Here is a 23,296-nt window from a genome sequence, read left to right on the forward strand (position 1 = left end):
GTGCTCCTATTTCGTGACGTCCGGGTCCTGCATCACTTTGAGGGTAGAGGACTCCGGATCAAATTCATCTTCTTCCAGCTCTATGAACTCTTCCGGCAGGAAAATGTTCAGCAGGATTGCACAGAAAGCGCCCACGGTGATCGGCGACTCGAAGATGTTGTGCAGCGCCTTGGGCAGCTCGCGCAATACTTCCGGCACCGCGGCGACCCCCAGGCCCATGCCGAGGGAGATCGCCACGATCAGCACATTGCGCCGGTGCAGCCCGGCTTCGGCAAGGATCTTGATCCCGGCCACGGCCACGGTGCCGAACATGATCAGCGTGGCACCGCCCAGCACCGGCTTGGGCATCAGTTGCAGCACCGCGCCGATCATCGGGAACAGCCCCAGCAGCACCAGCAGCCCGGCGATAAAGTACGCCACGTAGCGGCTGGCCACGCCGGTCAACTGGATCACGCCGTTGTTCTGGGCGAAGGTCACCATCGGCAGGCTGTTGAAGGTGGCGGCCATCGCCGAGTTGAGGCCATCGGCCAGCAGCCCGGACTTGATGCGCTTGATATACAGCGGACCCTTGACCGGCTGTTGGGAAATCATCGAGTTGGCCGTCAGGTCACCGGCTGCTTCCAGCGGCGAAATCAGGAAGATCACCGCCACCGGGATAAACGCCACCCAGTCAAACGAGAAACCGTACTTGAACGGCACCGGCACGCTGATCAACGGCACCTCGGGCAGCGCCGCCATGTCCACGCGGCCCAGCAGCCAGGCCACGACGAAGCCCAGGGTCAGGCCGATCACGATCGAACCCAGGCGCAGGAACGGGTTATTGAAGCGGTTGAGTACCACGATGGTCAGCAGTACCAGCGCCGCCAGGCCCATGTTGCTCGCCGCGCCAAGGTCGCTGGCGCCAAAACCGCCGGCCATGTCGGTGACCGCCACCTTGATCAGCGACAAGCCCATCAGCGTGATGATGGTGCCGGTGACCACCGGGGTGATCAGCTTGCGCAGCTTGCCGATGAACTGGCTGAGCACCACCTCGATGAAAGCGGCGAAAAAGCAGATGCCAAAGATCGTCGAGAGGATCTCGTCGGTGCCGCCACCCCGGGCCTTGACCATGAAGCCCGCGCTGAGAATCACGCTGATAAACGAGAAACTGGTGCCCTGCAGGCACAACAGCCCCGAGCCGATCGGGCCGAAGGTGCGCGCCTGCACAAAGGTGCCGAGCCCCGACACGAACAGCGCCATGCTCACCAGGTACGGCACTTCGCTTTCCAGGCCCAGCACGCCGCCGACGATCAGCGTAGGCGTGATGATCCCGACGAAGCTCGCCAACACATGCTGCAGTGCGGCAAATATCGCGGCGGTGAAGTGCGGGCGGTCTTCCAGGCCGTAGATCAGGTCGGATTTATAGCGGGGGCGCGGAGCTTGAGCGTCAGACAAAATGCGGGCTCGGGTCAGAAAATGGAGGCGCAGGATGCCAGAAACTGCCTGTCGTCAGAAGTGTAAAAAAATATTTATAAAGCCCCCTGCGGGAAACCATAGCACCAGCCGATAGCGTGGTCAGGCCCACATACTAACGACAACAGTGGTGACCAAGGTCCGAGCAGCGCGTTGACGCTGACGGATCGTTTCGCGGCAGGGACGCTCGCAAACACTACTTCTGAGAGCACCCCTATGTCCCTCCGTAATCTGAATATCGCTCCTCGCGCTTCTCTTGGTTTCGCGTTTATTGCTGTGTTGGTGGTTGTATTGGGGGTGTTTGCGGTCAACCGTATGACGCTGATTCGCCAGGCCTCGGTGGACATGAGTGCCAACCAACTACCCAGCGTGACGTCACTGGCGGTGATCACTGAAAACGTGCTGCGCCTGCGCATTCTCTCCTTCCGCGTACTGGTCAACCGTGAACCGGCTGGCCTTCAGGAAGCTGAAGTGCGCATGGGCGTGCTGGCCGACAAGGTCAAAACCGCCCAGGCCAGTTACGCCGCCATGCCGGCCGGCCCGGAGGAGGCCGCTCTGTACAAAACGTTCACGGCCACCCTGGACAACTATTTCAAGGCCCAGGCCGAAATGCTGGCGCTGTCCAAGCAGAACAAGGTCGATGACATGCGTGCCCTGATCAACACGCGGATCAAGGACGGCACCGACCAGATGGGCGAGCAACTGAACAAGCTGATCGCCATCAATGCGGCGGATGCCAAGCAAGCCAACGAGGACGCCGGGCAAAGTTACAACAGCGCTATCACGGGCGTCATTGCGGTTTCGGTTGCAGCGGCATTGCTTACTGTGTTGTTGGCCTGGTTGCTCACCCGCAGTATCGTCGCCCCCTTGCGCAAAGCCGTGGAAGTGGCCGAAACCATCGCCGGTGGCAACCTGACCAAGACCATTGAAGACAACGGCAAGGATGAACCGGCGCGCTTGCTCAACGCCCTGTCGACCATGCAAGGCAACCTGCGCCAGACCATCCAGCACATTGCCGGGTCGGCCACGCAACTGGCGTCTGCCGCTGAAGAGCTGAGCGCGGTCACCGAGGAAGCCTCCAAGGGCCTGCAGCAACAGAATAATGAAATCGACCAGGCCGCCACGGCGGTCAACGAGATGACGGCGGCGGTGGAAGAAGTGGCGCGCAACGCGGTGTCCACCTCCGAGGCGTCGACCCAGTCCAACCAGGCGGCAAGGGAAGGGCGCGACCGTGTAGTGGAAACCGTCGGCGCGATCCAGACCATGACCCAGGACGTGCAGAACACTGCCGCGATGATCGAAGGCCTGGCCACCCAAGGCCGTGACATTGGCAAGGTGCTGGACGTTATCCGCGCGATTGCCGAGCAGACCAACCTGCTGGCGCTCAACGCGGCCATCGAAGCGGCGCGTGCCGGTGAGGCCGGGCGTGGCTTTGCGGTGGTGGCCGACGAAGTGCGGGCATTGGCCCACCGCACGGCGCAGTCGACCCAGGAAATCGAGAAAATGGTCGCCGGTATCCAGAACGGCACCGGTGAAGCCGTGCAGTCCATGCAACAGAGCAACCAGCGCACCCAGGACACCCTGGAAATGGCCCGCGCCGCCGGTGTGGCCCTGGAGCAGATCACCCAGTCCATCAGCCTGATCAACGAGCGTAACCTGGTGATCGCCAGCGCTTCGGAAGAACAGGCCCAGGTGTCCCGTGAGGTGGACCGCAACCTGGTCAATATCCGCGACCTGGCGACCCAGTCGGCGGCGGGTGCCAACCAGACCAGCGCGGCTAGCCATGAGCTGTCGCGGTTGGCGGTGGACCTGAATGGGATGGTGGCGCGGTTCGTTATCTGACCTGAAATAGGGTCAAAAGGTGGGAGGGGGCTTGCCCCCGATTGCAATGTGTCCGCTAGACATTGGCTGACTGATACACCGCCATCGGGGGCAAGCCCCCTCCCACATTTGCCCTGTGTGGTGTCAGAAACTATTGCTTCCAGGCGCCTGGGTTCACCAGGTTTTTCGGTTTTTCACCCGCCAGCGCCTGCAACAGATTCTCCACCGCACACGTCGCCATGGCTTCCCGCGTCTCATGGGTGGCAGAGCCGATATGCGGCGTGGCCACCACATTGTTCAAGCGCAACAACGGCGAGCCATGATCCAGCGGCTCCTGCTCGAACACATCCAACCCCGCCGCTCGAATCGTGCGTTGTTGCAACGCCTCCACCAGCGCCGCCTCATCCACCACCTTGCCCCGCGAGATATTGATGAAGATCGTGTCCGGGCCCATCAGCGCGAATTGTTCGGCGCCAATCAACTTCTCGGTTTCAGCGGTGAGTGGCAGCGTCAGGCAGACAAAGTCGGCCTGTTGCAGCAGATCGTTCAAGCTGCGGTACTGCGCGCCAAAGCGTTTTTCCACCAAGGGCTTGGGCGAATGGCTGTGGTAGATCACCGGCATGCCGAAACCGAAATGCCCACGCTGGGCCAGGGCTTCGCCGATGCGGCCCATGCCGATGATACCCAGGGTCTTGCCGTGCACATCGCTGCCGAAATGCGCCGGGCCGATATTCTTGCTCCACTGGCCGGCGCGCACCATGTCGGCCAGTTCGACCACACGCCGGGCGGTGGCCAGGATCAGTGCAAAGCCGGTGTCGGCGGTGGTTTCGGTGAGCACGTCCGGGGTGTTGCTGAGCAGGATGCCGCGCCCGGTGAGGTAGTCGATATCGTAGTTGTCGACGCCCACCGACACGCTCGCCACCGCTTCCAGTCGTGGCGCCAGGTCCAGCAGCGTGGCGTCCAGGCGCAGGCTGGCACCCAATAGACCGTGAGCGGTCGGCAGGGCATCGCGCAGCTTGGCCAGGCCGGTCTCGTCCAGGGCTTCGATCAGGGTGACATCGGCCTGTTCATGCAGGCGGGCCATCAACGGCGCGGAGAGTTTCTTGTACAACACGACAGACTTTTTCATGCGGTCTTTACCTTCAATTCCAGGTTGGGCGCCGGTGTGCGGTCACTGGCACCGGGATTGAGAAAAATCGTCAATACCACTGACAGCAGCAACGCGCCGCTCATCAGCAGGTACGAGGCGCCGGGCGAGCCGGTGCTGCTATTGAGATAGCCCACCAGGTACGAACCGCTGAACGAACCGAGGGCGCCCATGCTGTTGATCAGCGCCATGGCACCGCCGGCGACGTTGGCCGGGAGGATTTCCGGGACAATCGCGAAAAACGGCCCGTAGGGCGCGTACATGCACGCGCCAGCAATCACCAGCAGGGTGTACGACCACCAGAAGTGTTCGGCGCCGAGCACATAGGACGCGTAGAACGCGATGGAGGCGATCAGCAACGGCGGCCACACGAAGCGCTTGCGTTTTTGCAGTTTGTCCGAGCCCCAGGACACCACCAGCATGCCGATCACCGCCGCCAGATACGGCAACGCCGACAACCAGCCGGCCTCGACCATGTCCATCTGCAAGCCTTGCTTGAGGATCGACGGCAGCCACAACACGAAGCCGTACACACCAATGCTCCAGCAGAAGAATTGCAGGGCCAGGATGATCACCTTGGGCGAGCGGAATGCCTCGGCATAGTTCTTCACCGCCTTGATGCCCACCTGTTCGGCGGCCAGCGCGCTTTCCAGGTCTTGTTTCTCGGCGTCGCTCAGCCATTTGGCCTGGGCCGGCTTCTCATCCGCCAGCTTCCACCAGATAAACGCCCACAGCACCGCCGGCAGGCCTTCGATGATGAACATCCAGCGCCAGCTGAAATGCTGCACCAGGTAGCCTGACACCACCGACATCCACAGCATGGTCACCGGGTTGCCGAGGATCAGGAAGGTATTGGCGCGCGAGCGTTCGGCACGGGTGAACCAGTGGCACAGGTACACCAGCATCGCCGGCATCACCGCCGCTTCCACCACGCCGAGCATGAAGCGAATCACGATCAGCATGTAGGCGTTGGAGACCACGCCAGTCAGGGTGGCCAGGCCACCCCACAGGATCAGGCTGACGAAAATCAGCTTTTTCACGCTGCGCTTCTGCGCATAGATCGCCCCCGGTACCTGGAAAAAAAAGTAGCCAAGGAAAAACAGCGCCCCCAGCAACGACGACATGCCGGGGGTGATCATCAGGTCTTCGGCCATCCCGGAGGCGGCGGCGAAGCCGTAGTTGGCGCGGTCCAGGTACGCCAGGCTGTAGGTGATAAAAACGATGGGCATGATGTACCACCAACGACGGGTGGCGAGTTTCACGGTGTCCATGGGGTTGCTCCTGAGCTTGTTGTAGTTGTGGCAACAGGGAATGAATCAGGCAACGGATCGAGCGGGTAACTCTGAACGGGTGGGCAGGCCTTCCATATCGCCACGGCTTTGCACGGCGCGGCTGCCGATCCAGTTGCCGCGCTGTACCGCCTCGCGGAAGCTGAGGTTTTCCAGCAGGGCGCTGATCATGCCCACGGCAAAGCCATCGCCGGCGCCAACGGTGTCGACCACCTTGTCCACCCGCACGGCGGCGACGAAGCCCTGGTCCATCTGGGTGCGGTAGTAGGCGCCGTCCGGGCCGAGCTTGATCGCCACGGCTTCGGCGCCCTGGTCGAGGTAGAAGGCGGCGATATCGGCCGGGTCATCGAAGCCGGTGAGCAGGCGGCCTTCGCTCAAGCCCGGCAGGACCCAATCGGCCAGGCCGGCGAGGGCGTTGATTTCGCGGATCATCGTCTGTTGGTTGGCCCACAGCGACGGGCGCAGGTTGGGGTCGAACGACACACTGCGCCCGGCCTTGCGCATCTGCGTCATCAGTTCGGTAGACAGCTCGCGGGTGCCGTCGGACAACGCTGGCGGAATGCCGGTCGCGTGCAGATGGCGGGCTTGCAGCAGGGCAGGGCTGATAGCGGCGACAGACAAATGGCTGGCCGCCGAGCCTTTGCGGAAATATTCGACGTGGGGGTCATCACCCGTTTCTTCACGGGACTTGAGCTGAAAACCGGTGGGGTGCAACGGGTCGACCGCCACATGCCGGCAGTCGAGGCCTTCTTTGCTCAAGGTCTCCACCACAAAGCGTCCGAGGGAATCATTGCCCACCCGGCTCAGCCAGGCCACGTTGAACCCCAGGCGCGACAGGCCGATGGCGACATTGCTGTCGGCCCCGGCAATGCGCTTGTGGAACTGCGCCACTTGCGCCAGGTCGCCGGTCTGTTCGGCGACGAACATCGCCATGGTTTCCCCAAACGACAGGATATCGATCTCAGACATGGGCATTCTCCACGCGCGGTTGGCCAAGGATGGCGAGGGCGGCAATGTGCCGGGTGGTGATCTCGATCAGGTCATCGCCTTGCAGCGGGAATTCCACCGCCCGGGTAATCCCTTGAGTCATATGTTTGAGCAGTTGTTCCCACAGATGCAGGTCGGTGGCGCCCGGCGGCACCGCGACCAGCTTGCCGTCCGGGCGCCGGGCCACGGCCTTGCAGTGCAGGTAATCCACATGCCGGCCCAGCAGGCGCGCGGCGGTGAGGGCGGATTGGTCTTGCCACTGCCAGTTGCCGATATCGAAGGTCATTTTCACCGGCAGGCGCAGGCGCTCGACTTCGCTGAAGAAACGTTGCATCGGCTCGATGCGACCGCCGTGCAGGGTCTGGTCGTTTTCCACCAGTAACTGCACGGGGTGGCGGCTGAGCAGGGCGTGCAGGCTGTGCAGGTCGTTGGTGTCGGTGAAGTAGCCGAGGGAGACTTTCAGCCATTGCGCGCCGTAAGCCTGCGCGCGGTCCAAGGTCGCTGCCAGTTCGGCATTCGGTTGGGCGCGGCCGGCGACCCACAGTTCCAGGGGCGATGAGAACACCGATTCCAGGTCCTGTTGCGCCGCGGCCTCGGCCAGTTCCGTGGGCTGTTCGTGGGTTAAAAGCTCTTCGCGCCATTCGATGCGCTGGGCGCCGGCGGCGGCGAGAACCTCGACAAAACTCAACTGGCCTTGTTGGCGTACCAAGTCTGCGCCGTAGCTGGAAAGGCTTATGGAGACGGGGTATTTATGCATTGTTGTTTACCTCTGAAACCGGTTTCATTTTTTCTTGTAAAAACCCAACTCCTGTAGGAGCGAGCTTGCTCGCGAAAAACCTGAGAGCGCCGCGTTAAACCAGGATTGCTGCGTTATCGTTGGCGTTTTTCGCGAGCAAGCTCGCTCCTACAGAGGTGGTGGAGCCTCGGATAATCAGGTCAGGCAGGAAATCCAGGGTGCGGGTCGGGGTTGTATCGCCCCGCAAACGCTTGAGCAGACAGTCGAAGGCACTGGCGCCAATCGCCTCGGTCGGCTGGGCGAGGGCGGTAATGCCAGTGCCTACCAGCGGATACCAGTCCAGGTCATCCAGGGCGATCAGGCCGATGTCGTCGAACAGGTTGCAACCCAGGCTCTTCAGCGCAAGGGTACAGGCCAGCGCTGCGACGCCGTTGGCACAGAACAGTGCCTTGGGGCCAGGTTTGGCAAGAAAGGTGTGCAGGTGTTTTTGCAGTGTTTCATCCAACTCCAGCACAGCGCCGGTCAATGCCGGGCGGCTGGCGATTTCAGCCTTGAAACTGTTCAGGCGCTCCAACCGCGAACTGGTGCCGTCAGTGGCTTCGCTCACCAGCAACACATCCCGATAACCCTGTTGGTCCAGGTGGTCCACGGCCATGCGCACTGCCGCCGGGTTGTCCAGGCCGACCAGGTCGCTGTGCAATGGCTCGACCTTGCGGTCCACCAGCACCAGGGGCATTTCCCGTTGCAGTTCCAGCAACTGGTCCAAGTGATGGCCGAGGGTGTTCACGATCAGCCCTTCGATGTTGTACGAACGCAGCGCCGCCAGGTGTTGGCGCTCCTGCGCGTCATCGCGGTCGGTGTTGCACACCACCAGGCTGTAGCCGTGCTGGCGGCAGGCGGTTTCGACGCCGTGCATCACGGCAATGGAATAGGGGTTGCGGATATCGGCCACCAGCATGCCGATCAGGCGCGTGCGCCCGCGCTTCAAACCACGGGCCATCTGGTTGGGGCGGTAGCCGAGTTCGTCGATGGCTTGTTCGATGCGCAGGGCGATGGCATCGGAGAGCAGGGCGCGGTCATCGCCGATAAAGCGCGACACGCTGGCCTTGGACACGCCGGCGCGCTCGGCCACATCAAGCATGGTTACGCGGCTGCGCTGGGCGGCGGAGAAGTTGTTCACGGTCGTCGACCTTCTTTTCTTGTTGGAATGACTGAAACCGGTTTCAGGAAAGCACTAAACCAGCAAAGTCGTCAAGAAGGTGCAGAGCAAGGTCAGATGATCGGTACGTTCAGACCCGCACACCCAACCAGGTCGTGGCCAATAGCAGCAGGGCCATACTTCGGTTGAAACGTTGCATGGCCGTGGCCGCACGAAATACCCGCGAGGCTATTGGCGCCCAGCGCCGGGTGAAGCGCCAGAAGGTTTGTGCAGCATTAGCCGAACAGCCCGGCCGCGATATTGATCGAAAACCCCAGGATCGCTGTATTGAAGAGAAAACCGATCAACGACTGCCCCAGCACCACCTTGCGCATGCTTCGCGTGGCCACACCCACATCCGAGGTCTGCACCGCCACGCCGATGGTGAACGAAAAATACAGGAAGTCCCAATAGTTGGGAGTCAGCAGCCCCTCGGCAAAGCGCAGCGCCGGCTCCTTGCCGTCCCAGGTGTAATACAGGCGGGCGTAATGCACGCTGAAAATCACCCCGATCAGCAACCATGAACCGATTACCGTCAGCCCGGTAAAGCCGTAGTGCAGCAGGCGTTCGGTGGTGGCCAGGTCCTTGCTGCCGACCAGTTCGAAGGTGATGGTCGCCAGGCTGGCGATGGCGGCGATGCACACGGTGAACAGCACCAGCCCGGCGTTTTCATCTTCGACCTCGGCGATGCGCTTCACGTCCTCGGCCTTGGCGCGACGGGTCAGCCACAGCATCAGTACCAGGTAGGTCCAGACCCCGGCGTTCCAGCCAATGAGGACTTTGCTGACGAGGGTGTCAGCCGGCGCCAGGATGCCCACGGCAAGGCCGAGCACGGCGGCGGCGGAGAGGCGAGGGTGGGTGCGGGCGAGGAAGGGCATGGCGGCTCACAGCTGACAGTGGGTCAACTGACTGTACCTCATCATGTGGGAGGGGGCTTGCTCCCGATGGCGGTGTATCAGTGAAAAATGGTTCAGCTGACATACCGCATCGGGGGCAAGCCCCCTCCCACAGGGTTTAACTCGGTTTACCGGGGAGATTTCTTCACTAGCTTCATGACCACCACAAAGAACACCGGCACAAACACCACCGCCAGCGTTGCCGTGATCATGCCGCCGATCACGCCGGTACCAATCGCTTGCTGGCTGGCGGAACTGGCGCCGGTGGCAATCGCCAACGGCACCACGCCGAGGATGAACGCCAGCGAGGTCATGATGATCGGGCGCAAGCGCAAGCGCGCGGCCTTCAGGGTGGCGCTCATCAGGTCTTCACCCTGGTCGTACAGGTCCTTGGCGAACTCGATGATCAGGATCGCGTTCTTCGCCGACAGACCGATGATGGTGATCAGGCCCACTTTGAAGAACACATCGTTGGGCATGCCACGCAGGGCCACGGCCAGTACCGCACCCAGCACACCCAGCGGCACCACCAGCAGCACCGAGGTCGGGATCGACCAGCTTTCATACAACGCCGCCAGGCACAGGAACACGATCAGCAGCGACAAGCCCAGCAGTATCGGGGCCTGGGAACCGGACAAGCGCTCCTGCAACGATAAGCCGGTCCATTCCTGGCCCAGGCCGGCGGGCAGTTGGCTAACCAGCCGCTGGATCTCGTCCATGGCTTCACCGGTACTGTGCCCCGGAGCGGCTTCGCCGGAAATCGCGATGGCCGGGTAGCCGTTGTAACGGGTCAACTGAGCCGGGCCCTGGGTCCATTTGGCTTCGACAAAGGCGGACAGTGGCACCATCTTGCCGGCGTTGTTACGCACGTTGATTTTCATCAAGTCCGCCACCTGGCTGCGCTGGTCGCCTTCGGCCTGCACCACCACCCGCTGCATGCGGCCTTGATTGGGGAAGTCATTGATGTAGGCCGAACCGACCGCCGAGGACAGCACATTGCCCACGTCCGCGAAGGACACGCCCAGTGCGTTGGCCTGCTTGCGGTCCACTTCAAGCTGCACTTGCGGTGCTTCGGCCAGCGCACTTTCGCGCACGTTGGCCAGGATCGGGCTTTTTGCGGCCGCTGCCAGCAACTCGGTACGCGCGGCCATCAACGCGGCATGGCCCACGCCACCGCGGTCCTGCAGGCGGAACTCGAAGCCGCTGGAGGTGCCCAGGCCGTCCACGGGCGGCGGCAGGATCGCGTAGGCAACGGCATCTTTCAGCTCGCTGAAGGCCATGTTGGCGCGGTCGGCAATCGACGATGCGGAGTCATCGCTGCTGCGCTGCGACCAATCCTTGAGCGTGGTAAACGCCAGCGCTGCGTTCTGCCCGGAACCGGAGAAGCTGAAGCCCATGATCATGGTGGTGTCACCCACCCCAGGCTCCTCGGCGTTGTGCGCTTCGATCTGCTCGGCCACCTGCACCGTGCGGTTCTTGCTCGCACCCGGCGGCAACTGGATGTCGGTGATGGTGTAGCCCTGGTCTTCCACTGGCAGGAACGAGGAGGGCAGGCGGCTGAACATCCACCCCAGGCCCACCAGCAACACCAGGTAGATCAGCAGGTAGCGGCCGCTGCGCTTGAGGGCATAGGCCACCCAGCCTTCATAGCGGTCGGTGAACTGATCGAAACGCCGGTTGAACCAGCCGAAGAAACCGCCCTTGGCATGGTGCTCGCCCTGGGGGATCGGCTTGAGCAAGGTGGCGCACAGGGCCGGGGTCAAGGTCAGGGCGAGGAACGCCGAGAACAGGATCGAGGTGGCCATCGACAGCGAGAATTGCTGGTAGATCACCCCCACCGAACCGGCCATGAACGCCATCGGCAGGAACACCGCCACCAGCACCAGGGTGATACCGATGATGGCGCCGGTGATCTGGCCCATGGCCTTTTTCGTCGCCTCCTTGGGCGACAGGCCCTCGGTGGCCATGATCCGCTCGACGTTCTCCACCACCACAATCGCGTCGTCCACCAGGATACCGATGGCCAGTACCATGCCGAACATGGTCAGCACGTTGATCGAAAAGCCCAGCAGCAACATGGTGGCGAAGGTGCCCATCAGCGCAATTGGCACCACCAGCGTCGGGATCAAGGTGTAGCGCACGTTCTGCAGGAACAGGAACATCACCGCGAACACCAGCGCCATGGCCTCCAGCAGGGTGTAGACCACCTTGGTGATCGAGACCTTGACGAACGGCGAGGTGTCGTACGGGATCTTGTATTCCACATTGGCCGGGAAATAGCGCGACAGCTCGTCCATCTTGGCCCGCACCAGGGTCGCGGTGCTCAACGCATTGGCGCCGGGCGACAACTGCACGCTGACGGCGGTGGAGGGCTTGCCGTTCAGGCGGGTGGAGAACTGGTATTCCTGGCTGCCGACTTCCACCCGCGCCACATCCCCGATGCGCACGGTGGAACCGTCCGGGTTGGCCTTGAGCACGATGTCGGCGAATTCAGCCGGCGTCGACAACTGGCCCTTGACCAGGATCGCGGCGGTGATTTCCTGGGTATTGGTGCCCGGCAGATCACCGATGCTGCCCGCAGAAACCTGGGCGTTCTGCGCGCTGATCGCGGCGTTGACGTCAGCCGGCGTGAGGTTGAAACCGATCAGCTTCTGCGGGTCGATCCAGATGCGCATGGCGCGCTCGGCGCCGTACAGTTGGGCCTTGCCCACACCGTCGAGGCGCTTGAGTTCGTTCATCACGTTGCGCGCCAGGTAGTCGCTGAGCGCCACGTCATCGAGCTTGCCGTCATTGGACGTGAGGGTCACCAGCAGCAGGAAACCGGCGGAGACTTTCTCCACCTGCAAGCCTTGCTGGGTCACCGCTTGCGGCAGGCGCGGCTCTACCGCTTTGAGGCGGTTCTGCACATCCACCTGGGCCATTTCCGGGTTGGTGCCCGGTTGGAAGGTGGCGGTGATGGTGGCCGAACCCAGGCTGCTCTGGGATTCGAAATACAGCAGGTGATCGGCACCATTGAGCTCCTGCTCGATCAGGCTGACCACGCTTTGGTCCAGGGTCTGGGCCGAAGCGCCAGGGTACACCGCGTAGATTTCGACTTTGGGCGGCGCAACGTTGGGGTACTGCGCCACCGGCAACTGCGGGATGGCCAGCAAGCCGGCCAGCAGGATAAACAGGGCGACCACCCAGGCGAAGATCGGGCGGTCAATAAAGAACTGCGGCATGGCGGGTTATTCCTTTACGAGCGGGCTGTCGTCCACTTCAACTTTTTCACCGGGGCGCGCGTGCTGCAGGCCTTCGACGATGATGCGGTCACCGGCTTTGAGGCCGCTGCTGACGATCCAGCGATCGTTGACCACCGCACCCAACTCCACCGGCTGCTGGCTCACGGTCTGCTCGGCGTCCAGCAGCAAGACCATCGGGATACCGGCGCTGTCACGGGTGATGGCGCGTTGCGGCACGCTGATGCCTTGCTTGTCGACGGCTTGCTCCAGGCGCACCCGCACAAAGCTCCCGGGCAGCAGGTCGAGGTTCGGGTTGGGGAACTCGCTGCGCAGGATGATCTGCCCGGTGCCCGGGTCGACGCTGATCTCGGCGAACAGTAACTTGCCCGGCAGTGGGTACAGGCTGCCGTCATCCTCGATCAGCGTGGCCTTGGCCTGGTCCTGGCCAACCTGCTTCAGGCTGCCAGCGCGGAAGGCGCGGCGCAGGTCGTTGAGTTCGCGGTTGGACTGGGTCAGGTCGGCGTGGATCGGGTCCAGTTGCTGGATGATCGCCAGCGGCGTGGCCTCGTTCTGGCCGACCAGCGCGCCCTCGGTGACCAGCGCACGACCGATGCGCCCGGAAATCGGCGCGGTCACGGTGGCGTAGCCCAGGTTCAAGCGGGCGCGCTCCACGGCGGCCTTGTTGGCGGCAACTTCGGCGTTGGTCTGGCGTACGGCGGCGCGGGCGTTGTCGTAGTCCTGGCCGCTGATGGCGTTGCCTTCCACCAATTGGCTGTAGCGCTGCTCCTGCAGGCGCGCCTTGAACGCATCCGCCTCGGCCTTGCTGAGGTTGGCCTGGGCGCTGTCGAGGTCGGCCTTGAACGGCGCGGGGTCAATGCGAAACAGCACGTCGCCCTGTTTCACGTCATGGCCTTCCTTGAACACCCGTTGCATTACCACGCCGGCGACCCGTGCGCGCACTTCGGCGATGCGCGGCGCGGCAATGCGCCCGCTCAGTTCGCTGCTGATCGACAGCGGCTTGGCTTCCAGGGTTTCGATGCGCACTTTGGCCAGGGGCATTTCCGGCGCTTCGGCGGCAGAGTCACCACATGCGCTCAGGGCCAGGGTGAGGGCCAGCAGGCAAAATGGCGCAAACAGATTCTTCGACATGCTCTTATCCCAATATTGACTGGCGCATCCTAAAGTCACCTGCGCCGTGGTGCTGTGAAGCTGTGTAGCTCGTGTGTGAAGAAATGTAAGGTGCGGCGCGCGGGGCGCCGGGGGCGTATATCCTTGCACAATCCTGCAAACACTGGAGATGCCATGTGGGAGGGGGCTTGCTGTGGTGAGCGGGCTTGCCCCGCGTTGGGCTGCGGAGCAGCCCTATCGATCTGCTGTGAACTCGTCGGGAAAGCCCCACTCACCACAGCAAGCCCCCTCCCACATGGGATTTGTGTACGACCAACAACTGCATTTTCTGGAAACACTTTTATGCCCAACATCCTCCTGGTGGAAGACGACGCCGCACTTTCCGAGCTGATTGCCAGCTACCTGGAACGCAATGGCTACCACGTCAGCGTGCTCAGCCGTGGTGATCATGTCCGTGAACGCGCACGCCTGAACCCACCGGACCTGGTGATCCTCGACCTGATGCTGCCCGGCCTCGACGGCCTGCAGGTGTGCCGCTTGCTGCGTGCCGACTCCGCGGGCCTGCCGATCCTGATGCTCACCGCCCGCGATGACAGCCACGACCAGGTACTGGGCCTGGAAATGGGCGCCGACGACTACGTGACCAAGCCCTGCGAGCCGCGTGTGCTGCTCGCCCGTGTCCGCACCTTGTTGCGTCGCAGCAGCCTGTCCGAGCCCCAGGTGGCCAACGACCAGATCATCATGGGCAACCTGTGCATCGACCTGTCGGAGCGCACCGTGACCTGGCGCGACCAGGCGGTGGAGTTGTCCAGCGGCGAATATAACCTGCTGGTGGTGCTGGCGCGGCATGCCGGCGAAGTGCTCAGCCGCGACCAGATCCTGCAACGCCTGCGTGGCATCGAGTTCAACGGCACCGACCGGTCGGTGGACGTGGCCATCTCCAAGCTGCGCCGCAAGTTCGACGACAACGCCGGCGAGGCGCGCAAGATCAAGACGGTGTGGGGCAAGGGCTACCTGTTCAGCCGTTCCGAGTGGGAATGCTGAGCCATGTTTCGTGTATTGCTACGCCTCTACCTGATCACCATTGTTACCTACAGCCTGGCGATCTATCTGATCCCTTCGTTGGTGATCCAGCTGTTCGAACACCGCTACATGAACTACAACATCGAGCAGACCCGCGGCCAGCAAAAGCTGATCGTCAAGCAATACCAGCGGGCGCCGGTGGAGCGTTGGTCACAGGTGACCGAGCAACTGGGCCGCGATTTTGCGCCGCTGAAAGTGCAATTATTGTTGCGCCAGGACGCCAGCTACACCCCGGCGGAAGAGCAACTGCTGGAGCAGGGCAAGTCGGTGGTGCGCCTGGGCGAATGGGGCTGGATGGAGCAGATCAGCTCGCCGATCAATGAGCAATTCGTGGTCAAGCTGACCATACCGCCCGACCCGATGGACATGAACGTGCTGTATTGGGCGATCAACGTGCTGATCGTCGCCGCGTTGCTGGCCTGCCTGCTGGTGTGGCTGCGCCCGCATTGGCGCGACCTGGAACGCCTGAAAAGCACGGCCGGGCAACTGGGTCGGGGCAACCTGGCCGAACGCACACACCTGCCGGCCAGCTCCAGCATCGGCAGCCTGGCGGCGGTGTTCGACACCATGGCCGACGATATCGAGCACCTGCTCAACCAGCAACGCGATTTGCTCAACGCCGTTTCCCATGAGCTGCGCACGCCGCTCACGCGTCTGGATTTCGGCCTGGCCCTGGCGCTGTCCGAAGATTTGCCCGAGGCCAGCCGCGAACGCCTGCATGGCCTGGTGGCGCATATCCGCGAGCTGGATGAGCTGGTGCTGGAGTTGCTGTCCTACAGCCGCCTGCAAAACCCGGCGCAACTGCCGGAGCGGGTCGAGGTGGTGCTCGATGAGTTTATCGACAGCGTACTGGGCAGCGTCGACGACGAACTGGAAAACCCCGAGATCGTCATTGATGTCGCGCTCGACTGCGCCGTGGAGCGCTTCAGCCTCGACCCGCGCCTCACCGCCCGCGCCTTGCAGAACCTGCTGCGCAATGCCACGCGTTACTGCGACAAACGCATTCAGGTCGGCGTGAACGTCTGCGCCAAAGGCTGTGAAATCTGGGTGGACGATGACGGCATCGGCATCCCGCTCGACCAGCGTGAGCGCATCTTCGAGCCGTTCTACCGCCTGGATCGCAGCCGTGATCGCGCCACCGGTGGTTTCGGCCTGGGCCTGGCCATCAGCCGGCGCGCCCTGGAAGCCCAGGGCGGCACGTTGACCGCGCTGGCTTCGCCATTGGGCGGGGCACGGTTCCGGGTGTGGTTGCCCAGCGCCGGCTGATCAGAGCACCTTGACCGCGCGACCGATTGCCTGGATCGGCCCGGTGGGCTTGCCGGTCGGCGAGCCCCGTGAGTCTTCCAGGGTCAGCTCGAACAGCTGGTTCTGCGTCAACGGCGGCAGCTTGTCCAGCGGCACCGAGAGTGTCTGGCCGGGCTTGACCAGCCCCAACGACACCGGCCCCTGCCAGCCATCGCCCTTGGTCCAGAACTGCAAGGCCTTGTCGGCTGGCACTTCCACCACGCCCAAGGGGATCAACTGAATCTGCTGGTCATTGCTGGCCTGGATCACCCAGCCCGGTGCCTGGCTTTGCGGCGCGACCAGCACCACTACAAAGCGGGGTTCAAGGGCGGGTGGACGCGTCAGCAACAGTGCGGCCAGGACCAGTGTGGTGACCAGCCCGGCACCGGCCAGGCCGCGCCACACGGCCAGCAGGTTCCACCAGGGGGTGTGGGCGCTGGCCGTGTGGCGCTCGATGCGTCGCCACAATTCAGCGGAGGGCGGCACGGGTTCCGCCAAGGCCGTCAGCGGCAACAGACGCTGCTCCCAGGCGTCCACTGCGGCGCGCAGCTCGGCGTCGTGCTTGAGTCGTTGCTCCACTTCGGCGCGCTGTTCGCCGGGCAGGGTGCCCAGTACATATTCGCCGGCCAGTTCGTCCAGAGGGTTGCTCATGCCATGCACTCCCGCAACGCGGCGAGGCTACGTTTGATCCAGGCTTTGACGGTCCCCAGCGGGGTGTCCAGTTTCCGGGCGATTTCGCTGTGGGAAAAACCGTCGACATAGGCATGCAGGATGCACGTGCGACGGGCCGGGTCGAGTTGCTCCAGGCAGGTGTGGATTTGCCCGGAGCGCGCAGAGAATTCAAAGGTGTCGGCGGCAGCGACTTGCTCGTGTTCTTCGCCCAACGGCGTTTCGCGGTAGTGATTGCGCACCACATTGAGCGCCAGGTGCCGGGTCACGCTGAACACCCAGCCACGGGCCGAACCGCGGCTGGGGTCGAAACTGCCGGCGCCACGCCAGATCTTGATGAACGCGTCATGCACGATGTCTTCGGCCAGGGCCTTGTCCCGGACGATGCGTAGCGCCACGCCGAGCAAGCGGCTGCTGTCCTGCTCGTAGAGCTGGCGCAAGGCGTGTTGGTCACCAAGGGCGCAGGCCTGCAGGCAGGCTTCGTAATCAAAAGTCATCTCTGGCAAAGACACGGATTCCTGGCACCACATTAACGATCGCCCCGCCCCCTGTAGGAGCGAGCTTGCTCGCGAAAAACGTCAACGATAACGCAGGCATCCAGGGTGCGCTTGGCGTTCTTGAGTTCTTCGCGAGCAAGCTCGCTCCTACAGGGACGGGGACGGTTTCCTTGAGCCAGCGTAGCCGACTTTGCTCAGTTGGCCGCCCAGAAGATGTAATCCGCCTGGTACTTCACCACTTCCTGCTTGCCCTTGTTGGCCGCAGTGCATGCGCTGCTCGGCGCCACGCCACCCTTGAGCGCGACGCGTTGGATGTAACTCACGCCGCTCATCGCACCCTTGCCTTCGGCCGGGTTGGCCTTGACCAGTTGATACGGCAAGTTGCCCGCGCCGGAGGGTGCCACGGCCAATTGGGTGCCGGTGATTTTCGAACCGTCCTTGGCCTGCCAGGTGGCGGGTGGGCCGAAGTAGGTGCCGATTTGTTTGCCGCTACGGTCATTCAATACCGCCTTGGGCCCGACAAACGTCCACTCGGTCTGGCCGGCAGCGTTGGTTTTGTCACGGCACTCGTAGGTGATTTCGCCGACGCCGGTGGTTTCCAACGCCACTTTGTGGCCGTCCGGCACCTTGATGCTGTCGGGCAAGTCGGCCTGGGTTGCAAAGGCGGCGGGCGCGGCGGCGAGCAGGGCGGTGAGGCAGAACAGTGCTTTAGCGTTCATGGGTACTTCTCCATTTCAGTAAAACAGCGGGGTGACTGAAAGGACTACCCACGGCGAGCACGATTGGATGCAGCGATTAGAAAATAAACCTCAGAGGGCGCACACTGTGCCCCCGTTTTACCCGAGGAGAGATTGGCAATGACTGGTGTGCACACGTCTGCTCAACAAGGTTTCTCTACCCAGGCCGTTACCTACGCCCAGGGGCGGCCGGATTATCCGCGGCAACTCACGGGCTGGCTGGCCGACACATTGCGCATCAGCGCGCAGTCCAGCGTGATTGACCTGGGCGCCGGCACCGGCAAGTTCACCCGTTTGCTCAGCACCCTGGCACCGACCCTGATTGCGGTCGAGCCGGTGGCGGCGATGGGCGCGCAGTTGACCAAACTGCTGCCGGATGTGCGCCTGCTCAATGGCACCGCTGAGTCCATCCCCTTGCCAGCCGCCAGCGCCGATGCAGTGGTGTGCGCCCAGGCGTTCCACTGGTTTTCCACCGAGGCGGCCCTGGCGGAAATCCATCGCGTGCTCAAGCCTGACGGCCGCCTTGGCCTGGTGTGGAATGTGCGGGATGAATCGGTGGATTGGGTCGCCGCGATCACCGACATCATTACCCCGTACGAGGGCGACACACCGCGCTTTCATACCGGCCGCTGGCGTGATGCCTTCAGCGGCAAGTATTTCTCCCAACCCGAAGTGACCTGTTTCCCCTACAACCATGTCGGCAGCCCTCAGGAGGTGATCATGGATCGTTTCCTCTCCGTGAGCTTCATTGCCGCGTTGGCCGATGAGCCCAAGGCCCGCGTCACTGCGCAATTGCAGGCGCTGATCGACACCCATCCTGCCTTGAAAGGGCGCGACACCGTGGCCTTCCCGTATCAGACCCAGGCTTACGTCTGTCATCGACTGGTCTAAAAGGCATAAAGTCAGATCATATTGGTATAAGTCGTTATAAGAAAAATCGCTATCCTGCGGCCAGAAATTTATAAGGCCGCAGGTAGCTGTAATGGATGTGGGTAATTTTGGTTTCGTGGTTGCCGGCCTGATCGTGGGTTTTATCGTGGGCATGACCGGTGTGGGCGGTGGTTCGTTGATGACGCCAATCCTGTTGTGGTTCGGCATCAACCCGGCCACCGCGGTAGGCACCGACCTGCTGTACGCCGCCATCACCAAGTCGGGTGGGGTGTTGGTGCACGGCAAGAACAAGAACATCGACTGGACCATCACCGGCTGGCTGACCCTGGGCAGCGTGCCTGCGGTGTTGCTGACGCTGTGGTTCCTGGCCAGCCTGCATACCGATCCCAGTGCGATGAATGCGGTGATCAAGCAGGCGCTTGGTGTGGTGTTGCTGCTGACGGCGTTGGCGATTCTGTTCAAGAACCGCCTGTTGGCCTTTGCCCAGCGGCATGCGGGTGATAGCTACCACATGAGCCCGCGCAATCTGAATGCGCTGACGGTAGTGACGGGGGCGATCCTCGGCACCATGGTGGCGCTGACATCCATTGGCGCGGGTGCGCTGGGGACGGTCGCGTTGTTTATCCTGTATCCGTTTCTGGCTACGCGGCGGCTGGTGGGGACGGAGATTGCGCATGCGGTGCCGCTGACTTTGGTGGCCGGGTTGGGGCACGCCAGCATGGGGAATATGGATTGGCATCTGCTCGGGTTTTTGTTGATGGGGTCTTTGCCGGGGATCTATGTCGGTAGTCATATGACGGGGAAGCTGCCGGACGGGGTGTTGCGGCCTTGTTTGGCGGTTATGCTCATGGCCATTGGCTATAAATTGGCTTTTTGATTGGGGGTATATCCGTTATTTCGGTAACGGCTACTTATGGTTCCGCCCTCACTCCGGCTTGAATCCGTGGGCCGCCGTCATGGGCCATCCCTGGCCCAGGACGGCTAACCCGGCGTCCTGCCGGGTTACCCACTGATTCAAGCCTGCGTTCGGCCAGCGTGTTTGACGGGGCGCCCCAGATCAAAAGCAAGAGCGCGGCGGCCTTAGAGCCGACCGGATTGAATGGCCGGTACTCGGTCAAAGTGTGGGAGGGGGCTTGCCCCCGATGGCAGTGGGTCAGTCACTGATGAGTTGGCTGACACACCGCCATCGGGGGCAAGCCCCCTCCCACAGTTTGATCTTCATGTATCAGTTGAAGGGTGGTTTGCTCTGGCTCTGGCTCTGGCTCTGGCTCTGGCTCTGGCTCTGGCTCTGGCTCTGGCTCTGGCTCTGCTTTTGATTTTGATCTTAGGCGCCCCGTCAAACACGCTGGCCGGAATTCGGCAGGGATTTGGGGGGGTAAACCGGCAGGGATGCCGGTTTAGCCGCCCCGCGCCATGGATGGCGCGTGGCGGCGGCCCCCCAAATCACTGTCGGATTACGGGCACACCGAGCCTAAGCGAGGTGCCGAGTGTTGGGGCAAGAGCCCTTTTGGTTACTTTTGGGGCTCTTTTCCAAAAGTGACCCGCCGTAAGGGCGGAACCAATATCCGCCATCACCTAAATAACGGATATACACACAGTCAAAAACCTCAACCCACTACACCAGGCCCATTCCCAATCTGCCAAACAAACGGCGGCTCCGCCCCATTGACCACCCAATCCCCCACAATCCGCGCCTTGTAAATCACCGGATTATGCGACGACACCGTCCGCGCATTCCGCCAATGTCTATCCAGCGCCTTACCCTGACGCACATCCGAAGCCCCCAACGCATTGAACAATTCACTGGTCGCCCGCTGGATCAACCCCGACACCACCACCTGCGCGGTAGCCGACTCAATCTCGGCTGCCACGTTCGCTTCGCGCTCCACCGCATCATCCCCCCCAAACCGTGCCACATACGCCCGTTGCGCCGGCAACGTCGCCTTCAACGCAGTCGCCTCGGCGGCATACACCAGCGCCGCCACTTCACCCACCACCTGTTGAATCTGCGCATCCTGGCTGACATGCGCCGCATTGCCATGGCTGTAGATGCGCTTGCGGCTGCGCACCTGATGCGCCACATCGCGCAGTGCCGCACGGCCGATACCCGCCAAGGTGGCCAGCAACACCAACTGGTAGAACGCGGTCTGGTATTTGAAGCGCGTGGCAAAGTCGATCACGTTGTCCGCCTCCACCACCGCATCGCTAAAGCGCGACGTGCCGCTGCCGGTGGTGCGCTGGCCAAAGCCGTCCCAGTCGTCACTGTGCACCACGCCCGGTTGACGGGCGCGGGTCGCGGCGATCACGTCGCCACCGGTGTCGCTGCGTTGGGCGTACACGTCGATCCAGTCGGCAAAGATGCTGCCGGTGCTGTAGAACTTCTCTCCATTGAGCTTCCATTGGTCGCCGTCGGGGCTGACCCGGGTGACCACGTCGCCAATGGCCACGTTGCCGATTTCGGTCCAGGCACAGCCGACGATATCGCCGTCCACGAAACGCTTGAACCACAGGTCGCGGCCGGCGCCGGGCGGTGCATTCAGGCGGTCTTCGGCAAAGGCGAAGTGCCCGCGCAGGGCCTGGGGCACGTTGGAGTCGGCTTCGGCCAGTTCGATCAGCAGTTCGAACAACTGCGGCAATGAAGCACCACCGCCGCCATATTCCACCGGCACGCGGACGGCGCCAAACCCTGCCTCTTTGAGCCACTGGATCGGCTCATGGGGCAGGGCGCGGTTGTGTTCGCGCGCTACGGCACCTTCGGCGATGCGCTGGAAGATCGGGCGAAAGCGTGCCGCCAGCGCGGGGTAGTCGACGCCGGTGGACAGCGGGTTGATGACGTGATGTTCGGTCATGGCGAGGTTCCTGGGCAGTGATCGATGCAGAGGGGATTGCACAGTCCGTGCCGGGTGCCCGGGCGCGTATTTACGGGGAAAAACACCGGGCCACTGTTGCCCTGGCAACAGCGGATCGACAAACCGACGCAATCCAACACACTGGCGATGGCGCCGGGTATCCGGCCCAAGCCGCCCGGCCTGGGCGTTTCCCCGGCCTGGCACGCTTGCTGCTCAAGCCCTCGTACATCCCTTTTGTGCGAGGTACCGTCCGATGACTCAACACGCCGTGAAATTTGCCTACTGGGTGCCCAACGTCAGCGGTGGGCTGGTGGTCAGCAAAATCGAACAACGCACCCACTGGGGCATCGATTACAACCGCAAGCTGGCGCAACTGGCCGAGGCTGCCGGCTTCGAGTACGGCCTGACCCAGATCCGCTTCACTGCCGGCTACGGCGCCGAGAACCAGCATGAGTCTGTGGCGTTCAGTCACGCGTTGCTGGCCGCGACCACCCGGCTCAAGGTGATCGCCGCGATCCTGCCCGGCCCATGGCAACCGGCGCTGGCGGCCAAGCAATTGGCGACCATCGACCAGCTCACCAACGGCCGCATCGCGGTGAATATCGTCAGCGGTTGGTTCAAGGGCGAGTTCCAGGCCATTGGCGAACACTGGCTGGAGCACGACGAGCGTTATCGCCGCTCCGAAGAGTTCATCCGCGCCCTCAAGGGCATCTGGACCCAGGATGACTTCACCTTCAAGGGCGACTTCTACCGGTTCAACAATTACACCCTCAAGCCCAAGCCACTGGGCCAGCCGGAAGTGTTCCAGGGCGGCAGCTCGCGGGCGGCGCGGGACATGGCAGCGCGGGTGTCGGACTGGTATTTCACCAACGGCAACACCCCGGAAGGCATCAAGGCCCAGGTCGATGACATTCGTGCCAAGGCCGCCGCGAACAACCATTCGGTCAAAGTCGGCGTCAACGCCTTCGTGATCGCCCGCGACACCGAGGAAGAAGCCCGCGCCGTGCTGGCCGAGATCATCGACAAGGCCGATCCGGAAGCGGTGAATGCCTTCGGTGATGCAGCGAAACAGGCCGGCAAGGCGTCACCGGAGGGCGAGGGCAACTGGGCCAAGTCCAGCTTCGAGGACCTGGTGCAGTACAACGATGGCTTCAAGACCAACCTGATCGGCACACCGCAGCAGATTGCCGAGCGCATCGTCGCGCTCAAGGCGGTGGGGGTGGACCTGGTGCTCGCAGGTTTCCTGCATTTCCAGGAAGAAGTCGAGTATTTCGGCAAGCGCGTGTTGCCGCTGGTGCGTGAGCTGGAAGCCAAGGCCATTGTAGGCGCGAGCTTGCTCGCGAAAAACGTCAACGATGACGCCAGTCTCCTGGTTTAACGCGGCGTCTGGGCGATCTTCGCGAGCAAGCTC

At 62.7% G+C, this 23,296-nt stretch carries 19 protein-coding genes; 6 read left to right on the forward strand and 13 right to left on the reverse strand.

The features are described from left to right. Nucleotides 1-6: 6 nt before the first annotated feature. Complete coding sequence (locus tag BLR69_RS04335; RefSeq protein ID WP_058424869.1) at nt 7-1,434, reverse strand: nucleobase:cation symporter-2 family protein; 1,428 nt, start codon at nt 1,432-1,434, stop codon at nt 7-9. Between the two features lie 234 nt (nt 1,435-1,668). Here BLR69_RS04335 and BLR69_RS04340 point away from each other — a divergent pair, with 234 nt between their 5' ends. Beyond that, a complete protein-coding gene (locus BLR69_RS04340) occupies nt 1,669-3,294 on the forward strand; it encodes a methyl-accepting chemotaxis protein (protein WP_071496011.1) in 1,626 nt (541 codons plus the stop codon). A gap of 130 nt (nt 3,295-3,424) precedes the next feature. On the opposite strand, the gene BLR69_RS04345 is transcribed toward BLR69_RS04340, so the two are convergent. The 8 genes from BLR69_RS04345 to BLR69_RS04380 form a co-directional block, all read right to left on the reverse strand. Further along, a complete protein-coding gene (locus tag BLR69_RS04345; RefSeq protein WP_071496010.1) occupies nt 3,425-4,402 on the reverse strand; it encodes a 2-hydroxyacid dehydrogenase in 978 nt (325 codons plus the stop codon). Beyond that, nucleotides 4,399-5,691 carry an MFS transporter gene (locus tag BLR69_RS04350; protein ID WP_071496009.1) on the reverse strand — a complete coding sequence of 431 codons (1,293 nt, stop codon included), beginning with the start codon at nt 5,689-5,691 and terminating at the stop codon, nt 4,399-4,401. Before BLR69_RS04350 ends, BLR69_RS04345 begins: the two co-directional genes overlap by 4 nt. A gap of 45 nt (nt 5,692-5,736) precedes the next feature. Next, complete coding sequence (locus BLR69_RS04355) at nt 5,737-6,678, reverse strand: sugar kinase (RefSeq protein WP_071496008.1); 942 nt, start codon at nt 6,676-6,678, stop codon at nt 5,737-5,739. Then, nucleotides 6,671-7,453 carry a sugar phosphate isomerase/epimerase family protein gene (locus tag BLR69_RS04360; protein ID WP_071496007.1) on the reverse strand — a complete coding sequence of 261 codons (783 nt, stop codon included), beginning with the start codon at nt 7,451-7,453 and terminating at the stop codon, nt 6,671-6,673. The genes BLR69_RS04355 and BLR69_RS04360 overlap by 8 nt, the downstream gene beginning before the upstream one ends. Nucleotides 7,454-7,547: 94 nt before the next feature. Next, nucleotides 7,548-8,612: a LacI family DNA-binding transcriptional regulator gene (locus BLR69_RS04365; RefSeq protein ID WP_134435006.1), complete on the reverse strand. Its 1,065-nt coding sequence runs from the start codon at nt 8,610-8,612 to the stop codon at nt 7,548-7,550. A gap of 254 nt (nt 8,613-8,866) precedes the next feature. After that, nucleotides 8,867-9,508 carry a DUF1345 domain-containing protein gene (locus tag BLR69_RS04370; protein ID WP_071496006.1) on the reverse strand — a complete coding sequence of 214 codons (642 nt, stop codon included), beginning with the start codon at nt 9,506-9,508 and terminating at the stop codon, nt 8,867-8,869. A gap of 146 nt (nt 9,509-9,654) precedes the next feature. After that, nucleotides 9,655-12,747 carry an efflux RND transporter permease subunit gene (locus tag BLR69_RS04375; protein ID WP_071496005.1) on the reverse strand — a complete coding sequence of 1,031 codons (3,093 nt, stop codon included), beginning with the start codon at nt 12,745-12,747 and terminating at the stop codon, nt 9,655-9,657. Nucleotides 12,748-12,753: 6 nt separating this feature from the next. Then, nucleotides 12,754-13,896 carry an efflux RND transporter periplasmic adaptor subunit gene (locus tag BLR69_RS04380; RefSeq protein WP_071496004.1) on the reverse strand — a complete coding sequence of 381 codons (1,143 nt, stop codon included), beginning with the start codon at nt 13,894-13,896 and terminating at the stop codon, nt 12,754-12,756. A 321-nt stretch (nt 13,897-14,217) separates the two neighbouring features. On the opposite strand from BLR69_RS04380, the gene BLR69_RS04385 reads away from it, so the two are divergent. Both BLR69_RS04385 and BLR69_RS04390 read left to right on the forward strand, forming a co-directional pair. Next, a complete protein-coding gene (locus tag BLR69_RS04385) occupies nt 14,218-14,919 on the forward strand; it encodes a response regulator transcription factor (protein WP_071496003.1) in 702 nt (233 codons plus the stop codon). Between the two features lie 3 nt (nt 14,920-14,922). Next, the gene (locus tag BLR69_RS04390) at nt 14,923-16,224 is read left to right on the forward strand and encodes an ATP-binding protein (RefSeq protein WP_071496002.1); all 1,302 of its coding nucleotides are present in this window, start codon (nt 14,923-14,925) and stop codon (nt 16,222-16,224) included. On the opposite strand, the gene BLR69_RS04395 is transcribed toward BLR69_RS04390, so the two are convergent. The 3 genes from BLR69_RS04395 to BLR69_RS04405 all read right to left on the reverse strand — a co-directional run bounded on the left by BLR69_RS04395 (nt 16,225) and on the right by BLR69_RS04405 (nt 18,127). Then, complete coding sequence (locus tag BLR69_RS04395; protein ID WP_071496001.1) at nt 16,225-16,893, reverse strand: anti-sigma factor; 669 nt, start codon at nt 16,891-16,893, stop codon at nt 16,225-16,227. It lies immediately after the preceding gene. Beyond that, nucleotides 16,890-17,417 (reverse strand): sigma-70 family RNA polymerase sigma factor, encoded by a 528-nt coding sequence (locus BLR69_RS04400; RefSeq protein WP_172832127.1) that lies wholly within the window; start codon nt 17,415-17,417, stop codon nt 16,890-16,892. The genes BLR69_RS04395 and BLR69_RS04400 overlap by 4 nt, the downstream gene beginning before the upstream one ends. Nucleotides 17,418-17,602: 185 nt before the next feature. Then, entirely contained in the window at nt 17,603-18,127 is a 525-nt protein-coding gene (locus tag BLR69_RS04405; RefSeq protein ID WP_071495999.1) for a DUF3455 domain-containing protein, read from the reverse strand. Between the two features lie 138 nt (nt 18,128-18,265). Here BLR69_RS04405 and BLR69_RS04410 point away from each other — a divergent pair, with 138 nt between their 5' ends. After that, nucleotides 18,266-19,036, forward strand: coding sequence for a class I SAM-dependent methyltransferase (locus BLR69_RS04410; protein ID WP_071495998.1), 771 nt, complete (start codon nt 18,266-18,268; stop codon nt 19,034-19,036). Between the two features lie 91 nt (nt 19,037-19,127). After that, complete coding sequence (locus BLR69_RS04415) at nt 19,128-19,913, forward strand: sulfite exporter TauE/SafE family protein (RefSeq protein ID WP_058424851.1); 786 nt, start codon at nt 19,128-19,130, stop codon at nt 19,911-19,913. A gap of 730 nt (nt 19,914-20,643) precedes the next feature. Here BLR69_RS04415 and BLR69_RS04420 read toward each other — a convergent pair. Next, complete coding sequence (locus BLR69_RS04420) at nt 20,644-21,885, reverse strand: acyl-CoA dehydrogenase family protein (RefSeq protein ID WP_071492604.1); 1,242 nt, start codon at nt 21,883-21,885, stop codon at nt 20,644-20,646. Between the two features lie 253 nt (nt 21,886-22,138). Between BLR69_RS04420 and sfnG the strand changes: the two genes are divergently transcribed. Then, a complete protein-coding gene (gene sfnG, locus BLR69_RS04425; protein WP_071492603.1) occupies nt 22,139-23,263 on the forward strand; it encodes a dimethylsulfone monooxygenase SfnG in 1,125 nt (374 codons plus the stop codon). The last annotated feature ends 33 nt before the right edge of the window (nt 23,264-23,296 follow it).

The sequence above is a fragment of the Pseudomonas azotoformans genome, from assembly GCF_900103345.1.
Taxonomy (GTDB): domain Bacteria; phylum Pseudomonadota; class Gammaproteobacteria; order Pseudomonadales; family Pseudomonadaceae; genus Aquipseudomonas; species Aquipseudomonas azotoformans.

Bases quoted from the DNA above. Each gene is read 5' to 3' on its own strand.
- BLR69_RS04410 (WP_071495998.1), top strand. From the start codon at position 18,266: ATGACTGGTGTGCACACGTCTGCTCAACAAGGTTTCTCTACCCAGGCC.
- BLR69_RS04415 (WP_058424851.1), top strand. From the start codon at position 19,128: ATGGATGTGGGTAATTTTGGTTTCGTGGTTGCCGGCCTGATCGTGGGT.
- BLR69_RS04380 (WP_071496004.1), bottom strand. From the start codon at position 13,896: ATGTCGAAGAATCTGTTTGCGCCATTTTGCCTGCTGGCCCTCACCCTG.
- BLR69_RS04385 (WP_071496003.1), top strand. From the start codon at position 14,218: ATGCCCAACATCCTCCTGGTGGAAGACGACGCCGCACTTTCCGAGCTG.
- BLR69_RS04370 (WP_071496006.1), bottom strand. From the start codon at position 9,508: ATGCCCTTCCTCGCCCGCACCCACCCTCGCCTCTCCGCCGCCGCCGTG.
- BLR69_RS04360 (WP_071496007.1), bottom strand. From the start codon at position 7,453: ATGCATAAATACCCCGTCTCCATAAGCCTTTCCAGCTACGGCGCAGAC.
- BLR69_RS04375 (WP_071496005.1), bottom strand. From the start codon at position 12,747: ATGCCGCAGTTCTTTATTGACCGCCCGATCTTCGCCTGGGTGGTCGCC.
- BLR69_RS04345 (WP_071496010.1), bottom strand. From the start codon at position 4,402: ATGAAAAAGTCTGTCGTGTTGTACAAGAAACTCTCCGCGCCGTTGATG.
- BLR69_RS04420 (WP_071492604.1), bottom strand. From the start codon at position 21,885: ATGACCGAACATCACGTCATCAACCCGCTGTCCACCGGCGTCGACTAC.
- sfnG (WP_071492603.1), top strand. From the start codon at position 22,139: ATGACTCAACACGCCGTGAAATTTGCCTACTGGGTGCCCAACGTCAGC.
- BLR69_RS04355 (WP_071496008.1), bottom strand. From the start codon at position 6,678: ATGTCTGAGATCGATATCCTGTCGTTTGGGGAAACCATGGCGATGTTC.
- BLR69_RS04390 (WP_071496002.1), top strand. From the start codon at position 14,923: ATGTTTCGTGTATTGCTACGCCTCTACCTGATCACCATTGTTACCTAC.
- BLR69_RS04350 (WP_071496009.1), bottom strand. From the start codon at position 5,691: ATGGACACCGTGAAACTCGCCACCCGTCGTTGGTGGTACATCATGCCC.
- BLR69_RS04395 (WP_071496001.1), bottom strand. From the start codon at position 16,893: ATGAGCAACCCTCTGGACGAACTGGCCGGCGAATATGTACTGGGCACC.
- BLR69_RS04340 (WP_071496011.1), top strand. From the start codon at position 1,669: ATGTCCCTCCGTAATCTGAATATCGCTCCTCGCGCTTCTCTTGGTTTC.
- BLR69_RS04405 (WP_071495999.1), bottom strand. From the start codon at position 18,127: ATGAACGCTAAAGCACTGTTCTGCCTCACCGCCCTGCTCGCCGCCGCG.